Origin of the sequence: Belliella pelovolcani (assembly GCF_900156785.1) — a bacterium.
Taxonomy (GTDB): domain Bacteria; phylum Bacteroidota; class Bacteroidia; order Cytophagales; family Cyclobacteriaceae; genus Belliella; species Belliella pelovolcani.
This window is the reverse complement of record NZ_FTOP01000013.1, coordinates 106,105-116,540: the sequence shown is the minus strand read 5'-3', so window position 1 is coordinate 116,540 and position 10,436 is coordinate 106,105. Positions and strand designations below refer to the sequence as shown.

The 10,436-nt window shown below is 34.3% G+C and carries 7 protein-coding genes; 1 reads left to right on the top strand and 6 read right to left on the bottom strand.

Annotated features, from left to right (window positions below; translation table 11 throughout):
• Window positions 1–213 precede the first annotated feature (213 nt).
• From BW935_RS13990 to lpxK, 6 genes are all read right to left on the bottom strand, one after another.
• Window positions 214–2,133: a DUF3857 domain-containing protein gene (locus tag BW935_RS13990; protein WP_076502400.1), complete on the bottom strand. Its 1,920-nt coding sequence runs from the start codon at window positions 2,131–2,133 to the stop codon at window positions 214–216.
• Window positions 2,133–4,175: a DUF3857 domain-containing protein gene (locus BW935_RS13985; RefSeq protein ID WP_076502399.1), complete on the bottom strand. Its 2,043-nt coding sequence runs from the start codon at window positions 4,173–4,175 to the stop codon at window positions 2,133–2,135. The genes BW935_RS13990 and BW935_RS13985 overlap by 1 nt, the downstream gene beginning before the upstream one ends.
• Window positions 4,176–4,272: 97 nt before the next feature.
• Window positions 4,273–5,517, bottom strand: coding sequence for an ABC transporter permease (locus tag BW935_RS13980; RefSeq protein WP_076502398.1), 1,245 nt, complete (start codon window positions 5,515–5,517; stop codon window positions 4,273–4,275).
• A gap of 110 nt (window positions 5,518–5,627) precedes the next feature.
• Window positions 5,628–6,239 carry a MiaE family protein gene (gene miaE / locus BW935_RS13975; RefSeq protein WP_175606675.1) on the bottom strand — a complete coding sequence of 204 codons (612 nt, stop codon included), beginning with the start codon at window positions 6,237–6,239 and terminating at the stop codon, window positions 5,628–5,630.
• Between the two features lie 10 nt (window positions 6,240–6,249).
• Window positions 6,250–8,202, bottom strand: coding sequence for a putative porin (locus tag BW935_RS13970; protein ID WP_084565957.1), 1,953 nt, complete (start codon window positions 8,200–8,202; stop codon window positions 6,250–6,252).
• A 35-nt stretch (window positions 8,203–8,237) separates the two neighbouring features.
• On the bottom strand, window positions 8,238–9,290 hold the full coding sequence (gene lpxK, locus BW935_RS13965; protein WP_076502412.1) for a tetraacyldisaccharide 4'-kinase: 1,053 nt from the start codon (window positions 9,288–9,290) through the stop codon (window positions 8,238–8,240).
• Between the two features lie 45 nt (window positions 9,291–9,335).
• Here lpxK and BW935_RS13960 point away from each other — a divergent pair, with 45 nt between their 5' ends.
• Window positions 9,336–10,436, top strand: a complete 1,101-nt coding sequence (locus tag BW935_RS13960; protein ID WP_076502396.1) for a Nif3-like dinuclear metal center hexameric protein — start codon at window positions 9,336–9,338, stop codon at window positions 10,434–10,436.

The following is a 10,436-nucleotide window of genomic DNA, read 5'->3' as shown; positions in this document are numbered from 1 at the left end:
GGAGAAAACTTTCGTCTTGTTTGCTTGTTCATAAGGTTAAATTTAAACGGTTTTTTTTAACTTAACCTCTGGTCTCAATTTTGGGGAGTATTATATATGCACTATATCTATTGATTCCACCACCAATTAACTTCATTGGATTTATCTGGCTTGGGCTAAAGAAAGGTCAAGAAAAAAGCAACAAGTATGGTGAAAGTCCTTTAAAAATTGACGTCATTTAGATTTTGTAAAGATCAATTTAGTCTTATCGAATTTCTCTATAATAGCTAAAAAATTGAGATATTCATCAAATTTAAAATGTTCAAAAGTTCCATTGTACATGCATAAGGACCTAGCATAAGTTAATTTGTTATTATTAAGAGTAAAGGATAGCTTATAAATTCCAAATTCACTTTCTAAGTAAACATCTTCCGGTGAAGTTTCTAAAAGATATTCATTTGGCAAAGTATATTCAAATAAATCCTCATCGATAAAACCTGTTAATACTTCAAAATCAAATTCTCTAGATTTTTTTGTATTTCTAATATTTGATGAATAAACGTTTAATTGATTGGGTTGGAGTATAATTCTACTTCCAGTGAAAGTTACTAAGCCTTTTGTACTCCCATTAGTTGTCATTTCAATAATTGGAGAAAATCCATCTAAGAAATTAAAATTGAGATTTTCTAAGGTAAAATTTGTAAGTCCAAAATTTTGGCTGAACCACTTTCTCTTTTGATCATTGGATTGGTTGATGAAATTAAGTAGACTTCCATTCTCAACTTGAAGTCCTTTAAAAACAGTTTCAACATTATAACTAGAAATTCCATTATCTCTTATGTCAAAAAAAGCTTTAGTAGTTTGAACATTATGATCATAAGTATATTTTGGAGTAGTAGTTAAATATCCTCCATTATCTGTTATCATTAAGGCTTGCCGACCAGAAGTGAAATCACCTAAATACCCAAAAGGATTAGATTGGCTAGTGCACTCTAACCAAATTGTATCCTTTTCTAAAGGAACCGCCAAGATTACATGGTTAAAATAATCTTTTGGGAATTCTTCGTAAATTTTTCTTACATTTTTGCCTCCGTGTATTAGTGTATAATGACTATTGATCCCTGCTTCTTTCAACATTGCCTTCATGAAATTTGAAAGCGCCTTACAATCTCCATAACCATATTTCTCTACTAATGAAGCTTCGAAAGGCATTAGCCCTCCTATTCCCAATTGAATACTAACATATCTAGTTTTCTCTTGTAAGTATTGGTATAAGACTTTTGTTTTTTCTATATCATTATCTAAACCTGAAGTTAGCTCATGAATTTTAGATACCATTTGATCAGATAATGCATCTTTGTCTTTATTCAAATCATTAATCCAATATCCAAAGGATTTCCAGCTAGTTAAATCTCCCTTATATCCATCATAATCAAATTGAGCCGGAGCGACATATAAGATGGGAAGATAATTGACTGGGGAAGGCATTAAAGGTTCAGTTTCAAGAATTTCCAAATTTGATAATTCTAAAGCAAACACTTTTGAGTCACCTATGACCTCTTGACTCTTATATACTGGAATACTTGACGAGGCTGAAAAGAATCTAAGATCAATATCTTTTGGGTATTGATAACTTACTGAGGCATGTTGTACTGGTATGTTCGGGAAATTTTGTGGTACCCAAGAATTAATGTAATAGAGATTAGGATATATTACTTCATATTCAAATTCAACAGTATATGGTAATTTGAATTGTTTCAGGTCTAACACCTTCTGTCTATTGTCTTCATAGATTGAAAATGAACTGAAATTACTGAAATCTTGAATATCTGATTTTTTTGATTTCTTTATCTCCTTTCCAAATGGGTCAAAAATTTTACCTGATAAACTTTTAAATAGGATTGATTTACTATAATTCACATCCATTACAGCAAGTTCATTTGCTTCCTGTTTTAAAATCGTATATGCAATCTTAACTTTGAAGGATATTTCCCCTTTTGAATTAACTGTACTAGAATGTTCTGACTTTCTCACTACAGCCGGAGCTTTACTTAACCAATCAGATTGAATTTTACTAATACTGTAATCCTGAGCTAATACAGTGTTTACATTTATTAAAAATGTTAATGAAATAAAGAATAAAACAAACCTCATTATTCAGCAATCCTTTTAAATACAATCATTTGCTTCTGTTTCTCTACTATTAAATCATAGAAATTTTTTAACTCTTTATATTTTTCTGGATTATAAAAAGTTTGATTTACTTGATAGGTAACAATAATTTGAATTTTACCTTCTTGCGGCGTAGAAGACATATAAGAATACTGAATATCCTTATTTTCAAAATAAGCAATAGAAGATTCGGGATATTCTTCAATTTCATATCCCTCTGGAATATCTATCATACATAGAAGGGAAAATTTTGAGCCATAAATAAAATCAATGGGAAATTGTCTTGATTCCAACTTGAATGGGTTCTCGGATAAAAAATTACCCTCGAAAGGATTGAAATAAATATGTGTATTTGTATTTTCCATTCCAACTTCGCCGAGAAGAGTATACTTTTCCGTATATGGCAAATTGCGATTATCTATATTCTCAAAAGTTGGATTATTAATAGACCAATCTTTAAGTTGGCTTGTAAGATCTTCCAAGAAAGTCTCTTCTCCATTTCTAATATAATTTCTTCTTGATTGCGCACCCTTATATCCTACAAGCCTTCTATTTACCTCTGATTTGACTTTGCCATTTTCAAAAGAAATATTCATCATTGCAGTTTCAGTATTATTAACTGAATTTGTAAAATCAATCCAGTGAGAATTTTTATCACTTAAGACAAAGCCTTTAAAGTTTATCGCGTTTAAAGGTGACATTCCAATAGGCAAACCTCTGTCGGTAGCATCTAATATGATTTCCTTACCATCAATCTTAACAGCAGAAGTCACATAATTTAACTTATACATTACTGGATTAGATGGATTCATAAAACCATTATCTCTTGTACTACTAATAATTGGATGAGCATCAAAACCAGCTTCTCTCAAAAAAGCAACCAATAAAAGGTTGATGTCAGCAACATTTCCATTCCCATCTTCCCATATTTTATCTAAAGCCTTAGAAGGATAAATACTCCTTTTACCATTCCAGACTACTTTGGATGACAAATGATCCATTATTAAACTTACTTTCTCTTGATCTTTCTCTATGTTACCAATAAGACTTGGGACTACATTTTTTGCAATTTTTGTTCTATTCAAGTGTCTGCCAAAATCTTCATTTGCTAATAACTCTTCTCCTAGTTTTTCCCAACTTGATGCAATATTCTGCCTAGGAGAATTCGGGAACTGTACCCATTGCAGCTGAAACTCTACTCTAGAACCATAGCTTTTAGGGTTATCCACAAAAGGTTCAACTCTCAAAGCTGGAGCATTTTGAATAGCCCAGTGATAATTTTTATTTATAAAATCAACTGCTTCATTGGTGATATTACCTCTAGTAGCATTGCCTGCATCTACTTTATTATTTGAAACAAAATTAATTCTACCAGGCTTATCCGTTTGCTGATTGATTTTATAATTGAGACTTCCTTGATTGATTTGGGAGTAGGAAAAGTACTCTGGTGTTTCAAGTTTATATTCACTCCATAGAGTTGGAATCTCTTCTTGAAATTCCCACTCCCTCATGTAATTATACAAGTCAGAATTAATTTCATAAGAAACTTCTATTACAGACCCTACTCTAACATCTGGCATTGATATTTTCATCAAATTATATGTGCTGGAGACTTTCTCCTCAAAAATATTCTCTTTACCTAATTTGATTTTATTGATTTTCCCATTTTCACTATTGTAAGTGAATCCTTTAATATTAAAAACACGATCTGTCCTTCCTGAAATACTGTAAAATGGAATGATAATATCAGCATACTCCACTCCATCTTTCTCTAAAACTTTTACAATCTTATGATATTTATAATTGATTATAAATCCAGAATTTGAATTAAAAATAAATGCTGTTTCACCTGAATTGGAAATTACAAGAGCTTCAGCTTCTGGATCATCTTTATAATTAACCATCTCAACATAACTGTCTGGAACTTTACCAAATTTTATATTATCTTGAAAAGAGTAAGAAAAATCAATATTTATAATCTGCAATAAAAAGACGAATAGAATAGAAGTATAATATTTTTTCATAAAATTAATTTTTGATCTTTGAAAAATAAAAATGAAAAACTAAAAATCAAAAATTCAGTAAAAAATATTAACGAATACATTAAATCAAACACAAGAATTACTCGTACCTCAGCGACTCGATCGGATCTAGTTTACTTGCCTTAAAAGCAGGAATATAACCAGAGGCCAATCCAACAAAAATACAAATCATAAAAGAAACCATTATCCATACCCATGGGATCAAAAAGCCTCCTGGACCTATTGAATTAGCAACAATATTACCAATACCAATACCTAATATTACCCCAAATATCCCTCCGATAATACAAATTGTAATTGCTTCAATTAAGAATTGCTGTCTAATACGTAATGGGGTAGCACCTAATGCTTTTCTGATACCAATTTCTCTCGTCCGCTCAGTAACAGACACCAACATAATATTCATTAAGCCAATAGAAGCTCCAACCAAGGTTACAAAACCTATGGTAAAACCACCTATCCTCAAATAACCAGCTACTTCCTCTAAACTCTCTCCTACAGTTTGACTTTTAGTCACTTCAAAGGAGTCTTCCTCCCCTACTCTATCCTGTCTGATTTTTCGCATCATTCCTGTTGCTTGTCCCATATCATATTCCAAACTGACAGGACTCGAAGAACTGGCGGTGATAGTATATCTAAAAGAGCCTCTCCTATCCAATCTGCTGGCATTTTCTACAGGAATAAAAATAGCTCGGTCTGCACTAGGACCACCTCCAACACTGCCTTGCGTCTCCAATACCCCAATAATTGTATACCTATTTCCAAAAAAAGAAACTTGTTGATTCAAAGGATTTTCCTCATTATCAAAAAGAGACTTAACTACATCTACTCCTACCACACAAACATTATTACCATATTGAATTTCAGTAGCACTAAAGTTCCTCCCTTCTTCTATTTTTATACCTTTGATATTAAGATAAAGGTCGTCCACACCTGTCACTCTGACATTCGGATTAGTTTTTTTAGACCCTCTTTTGATTTCTACAGCACCTGAAACAGAAGTAAAAACCGTAGCATTTCCTGTTTTTAAATAATCAGTTTTAAACTCCAGAGCTTCTTTATATTTAATATTCGGATAAGATTTTTCAATCCTCCCTCCTTGAACGGATCTTCCACCAGAGAATCCTCTCGATCTAACATCAAAATTATTTGCCCCCAGTCCCGAAAAACTATCTTCAATTTGAGCTTTTATTGCATCAATCGCTGTCAACATACCCACCAATGAAGTAATTCCAATAGCTATGATGGTCCCTGTCAAAACAGTTCTTAATAAATTTGTTTTAACAGACCGTAAAGCCTCTTTTATATTTTCGATCAGATTCATGAATTGTACGATTTTGAAACAAAAAACTAAATTTTAAGATTCTCAGGGCATTAATATCTTACATTGATGGAAAAAGACAATAATTTTTTAGAATTTTTATGACAAAAAAATCAATGCATTCTATCTCCTCTGATTTCTAGACTATTGAGTACAGAAGCCTCGTAAGCAAGCCACTCCTTCCATCTTTCATTGACTAACTCTTTATCATAAATCTCCCTAGCAAGTTCAATAAAATTCACATAATGACCGGCTTCTGAAATCATCAATTCATAGTAGAACTTCTTCAATTCTCCGTCCTGAATATTATTAGAAAGTAATTTGAACCGCTCACAGCTCCTTGCTTCTATTAAAGCATTCATCAAGAGGTACTCGGAAAGTTGCTGAGCTCTACTTCCACCTTTTTTAACAAATTCCGACAGCTTGATTACGTACTCATCTTTCCTAGGCTTACCCAGTGGATAGCCCCGCTTTTTGAGGTGTTCTAACACGCGTTCAAAATGCCCCCATTCTTCCGCTACAACTGGAGTTAAAACCTCAGTAACCTCTTGGAAATCATAAAAATTCACAATCAAGGAAATACAAGAAGTGGCAGCCTTTTGTTCACAGTAAGCATGATCCACCAAGATATCCTCGATATTCATCTCAGCAATATTCACCCATCTCGGATCTGTGGGCAACTGCAAATGCAACATTTTTTGCTTTGTACTTTCTTCCCAACTCATTTTTATCAACTTAATCAAATAAAGGCCAAGAGATCCCTACGTCTAACAATCCTTTTAGCCCTGTGTAGTCTGGTGTTACAAAATACCCAGGTACTGAAAGTAAGTTGTCATTCACGTGATTGTATCTCAATAATATTCTTGTTCTGTTAATCCTTGCATTTAGGAAAAAATCAAAAACTGGATACCCAGCAACTCCAAATCTTTGCTGCTGCAAATCCTGCAAATAAAACTGTTGCATTGCAGGGCTGTAGGCATCTGCAAAATATTCACTACTATAACGAACATCTATTCCAATTTGGATAAATAGATTTTCATTAAACATTGGACTATCAAAGTAAATCCTGCTATTGGCAAAAATCTCTGGAATTCTAAAATTATCGGAGCCATCACCAGTGATTAAAGTGTAATATGCTTCGGTCTCCCAATACAGCTTACCACCAACATTGAAGCTTGTCTTTACACCTGGGATCAACATAAAAGCGTCACCTGTTGCTTGTGCTGCTTGTTGGTTTTCATCAAAAAAGACAAAATTACTAACCCTATTTATGGTAAGATTTGGCCTGATACTCCATCGTTTGAAATCAGCTTTGATTACACCTTGAACTTGATCTAAGCCAATATTTGAAAATCTATTGCTCCAACGATGATGATTCCCTCTATAAAGCATCTGCATAGCTGTAGGCTTATACAATGCCTTGGTGTATGAAGCTTCCAAGAATGGCGAAATAAATTTACCATTAATCCTAAAGGCACTAGGTATTAAATATTCCCCTTCAGCTTCAAACCTCCAGTTATCGTTGATTTCGCCTCTTAAAGCTCCGCCAATCGAAAGCTCGTCAAAACCAAAAGGATCAACTTGAAAATTACCTCTCATCCTTCCCGTTCTGAACTTTGCAAATGCATTATAATACACAGGTCCAAAATCACCTTTGAATCCCATCTCATTTCTCCATTCAGAAAAATGATTGTAATTGATCGTACTGTCTAGTCTATTGAACCTCTCTGGATTATATAAATCAAAGAAATTACTAGATGGACTGGAAAGTGCTGATTTGAAGGTTACGTCTTGCTTCCTTTTGTCAAAAACATGATAAACTTGCCAGCCTTTTAATAACTCATACTCGTGATAAAGATGATAGTCTTGCCTCAAATCTACCGCACTAGCATCTCTCAGCCAGACCTTTGCATCTTCATAAGTAAAATATAATGATGTACTATCCACAGAAGGAGGGATAATACCCCCTTGCTCTGCTACCACATGTCTAGTCCTCGAAAAATTCGCAAGTAATAAGTACTTATCATTATCTGACTTGTAACTAGTCTGAAAAACATAAGCATTTTTTACCGTCTGATTATCGTCTCTTCGGTTAGGATTGAGTACTTTCCTAGCTCTGATGGTATTAAGTGTAAAGCCTACATTCCATTTAGGAGTGACATTTCTGGCAAACTCCAAGTCCATCATGTTTCTGTTGCCGCCTCCAAAAAACAACTCCATATTTGTAAATGGAGATTTAGTATCGTAATACTTGACACTATCGGGAGATTGGTGGTATAAATCATATGCGTAAAAACCAGATGTAGTACCTATCATCAGAGGAGCTTGATAAAAAATCGATTGGGCGGCTGTCCCAATATTTCCTAAATCTTGGTATTTCCATCCTGACTTAGCCACTGGCTCGTAATAATGAAAATTATTTAATAAAGTATCCAGTTCATGCTTTTTGAGGCGATTCCTTTTGATATCTCTTTCGAAAAAATAAAGAGTGGTTTTCGGTCCAAAGACCATTTGCGTAGAATCATCAATAAGCTTTCTCCTTCCCCCTTGCTGATCTTCACCTTCTTGTCTTGTATTTCGCTCATTTCCAGTCTGCCTTTGATCAGGCTGGACTTCTCTACCAACTTGTGTAACTGGAGGGATACGAGTTGGTCTTTGAGCAAATATATCTCTTGCTGAAAACAGCATTAAGAGCATAAAAACTGAAGAAATTAACCTAAAACTCACTCGCTATATCCTTTTTCTTTGATGACTTGAAGAATCGACTCTTTGATAAAATCGGCATCTTTGATTTCCATATTTATCTCCACCGGCATGGCAAAAATCGGAATTTCTGCCAAATAATCACGAAAGATAGAAGCTTTAAGTTTAACTGCATCTTTTTCGGTAGTTAAAATACCCGACTCCTTTACTTCTTTACACTTACTAACAATCTCTTTTATATGATCAGACTTGTAATGATGGTGGTCTGAGAATGAAAAATGATATGATATTTGATGCTTTTTCTCCGCTTCTTTTCTAAAAAGCTGATCATTAGCTATTCCCGATACCAGCACAAAGTTTGAAGGAACTGATTGACGGTCACCCAATACATTTTGAAGTAGTCCATATTTTAGTCCAACAAAAAATATCTTTGCTTTTTTATTGTATCTTTTGATTTCATTGATGTAAGATTCCTTTGTTCCCGTATCAATTGGATTTGGGCATTTGGTGACGATAATAATTTCAGCTCTGGATGCACCCTTCCTCGCCTCTCTCAATGTGCCCAACGGCACTACATTATCTTCAAAAAAAGGCTTTTGGAATGTCGTCAACATAATATTTATATCCCCTTTTACGTAGCGATGTTGGAAGGCGTCATCTAGCAAAATCACTTCTGTATCAGGTCTTTCTGTAATTATTTGAGGAATTGCCATCACTCTATCCTCCCCAACTGCTACACTAATTTTATTTTTGAACTTCTCATATATCTGAAATGGTTCATCTCCTATTTGGTTTGCATCACTGCCTTCATCAGCGAGAACAAATCCACTGGTCTTACGCCCATAACCTCTACTTAATGTGGCCACTTTAAAATCATCCGCAAGCATTCTTATCAAAAACTCAGTAAATGGAGTTTTCCCAGTACCACCTAGACTCAAATTTCCAACTACTATGGTGGGGATATCAAAGTTGATTGAATTTTTATGACCTATATCGAATAGATGGTTTCTGAAGCGGGTAACCGTATCATAAATGAATGAAAAAGGGAAAAGCAAAGGTTCAAACCAACGCATTGAGTAATTTTGATTAATTTTGATCAACAAATTAATACAAAATCTATGGTTTATACGATTAGAGAAGTTGTTTCTTTTTTAGATAGCATCGCTCCTCCTGCCTATCAGGAATCTTATGACAATGCTCAACTCATCACAGGTGATCCCAGTGCAAGGGTAAATGGAATCCTTTGCTCACTTGATGCAACCGAAGCAGTAGTAGATGAAGCGATTTCTTTAGGATGTAACCTTATAGTCGCACACCACCCGATTGTGTTCAAAGGCCTCAAGAGTTTCACAGGTAAAAATTATGTCGAAAGAACTATCGTCAAAGCGATAAAGAATGACATCGCCATTTTTGCAATTCACACCAATCTAGATCATGTAGCGCATGGAGTCAATAAGAAAATAGCAGATAAAATTGGACTGACAAAAACAAAAATTTTATCACCAAAAAAGGGGATCTTAAATAAGCTGAGCACTTTCGTGCCTTCAGCAGCTATGGAACAAGTCATGACAGCATTGTTTGATGCAGGTGCAGGTAAAATCGGAGAATATAGTGGATGCAGCTTCATCAGCAAAGGATCGGGTACATTCATACCTTCGGAAAATGCGAACCCTACGATTGGAAGAAAAAACAATCCAGAGAAAGTACCAGAAATAAAAATTGAGGTTATGTTTCCCTCTCATTTGGAAAGACAAATCATAACGGCATTAAAAAAAGCCCACCCATATGAAGAAGTGGCTTATTATATCCATCAATTAGAAAACGAGAATCAAGAAGTAGGTGCAGGAATGGTCGGTGAATTATCAAACGCACTAGACGAAAAAGATTTTTTGGCACACCTTAAGTCTAGGATGAACTTACAAGTAATCAAACATACCTCGCTGATCAACAAGCCCATTAAAAAAGTTGCAATTTGCGGTGGATCCGGTATATTCCTATTAAATGCAGCCAAAAAATCAGGGGCTGAAATCTTTATCACATCTGATGTTAAATACCACGAATTCTTTGACGCTGATAATCAAATAGTTATTTGCGACATTGGGCATTATGAAAGCGAAATATTTACAAAAGAATTATTATTGGAGCTTTTGTCACAAAAATTCACTAATATTGCACTCTATTTTACAAAAATAGTTACTAATCCCATAACTTACCTATAG

What these genes read in the sequence shown, in the direction of transcription:
- BW935_RS13990 (WP_076502400.1), bottom strand. Translation starts at nt 2,133, where the DNA reads ATGAGGTTTGTTTTATTCTTTATTTCATTAACATTTTTAATAAATGTA.
- BW935_RS13960 (WP_076502396.1), top strand. Translation starts at nt 9,336, where the DNA reads ATGGTTTATACGATTAGAGAAGTTGTTTCTTTTTTAGATAGCATCGCT.
- BW935_RS13980 (WP_076502398.1), bottom strand. Translation starts at nt 5,517, where the DNA reads ATGAATCTGATCGAAAATATAAAAGAGGCTTTACGGTCTGTTAAAACA.
- lpxK (WP_076502412.1), bottom strand. Translation starts at nt 9,290, where the DNA reads ATGCGTTGGTTTGAACCTTTGCTTTTCCCTTTTTCATTCATTTATGAT.
- miaE (WP_175606675.1), bottom strand. Translation starts at nt 6,239, where the DNA reads ATGAGTTGGGAAGAAAGTACAAAGCAAAAAATGTTGCATTTGCAGTTG.
- BW935_RS13985 (WP_076502399.1), bottom strand. Translation starts at nt 4,175, where the DNA reads ATGAAAAAATATTATACTTCTATTCTATTCGTCTTTTTATTGCAGATT.
- BW935_RS13970 (WP_084565957.1), bottom strand. Translation starts at nt 8,202, where the DNA reads ATGCTGTTTTCAGCAAGAGATATATTTGCTCAAAGACCAACTCGTATC.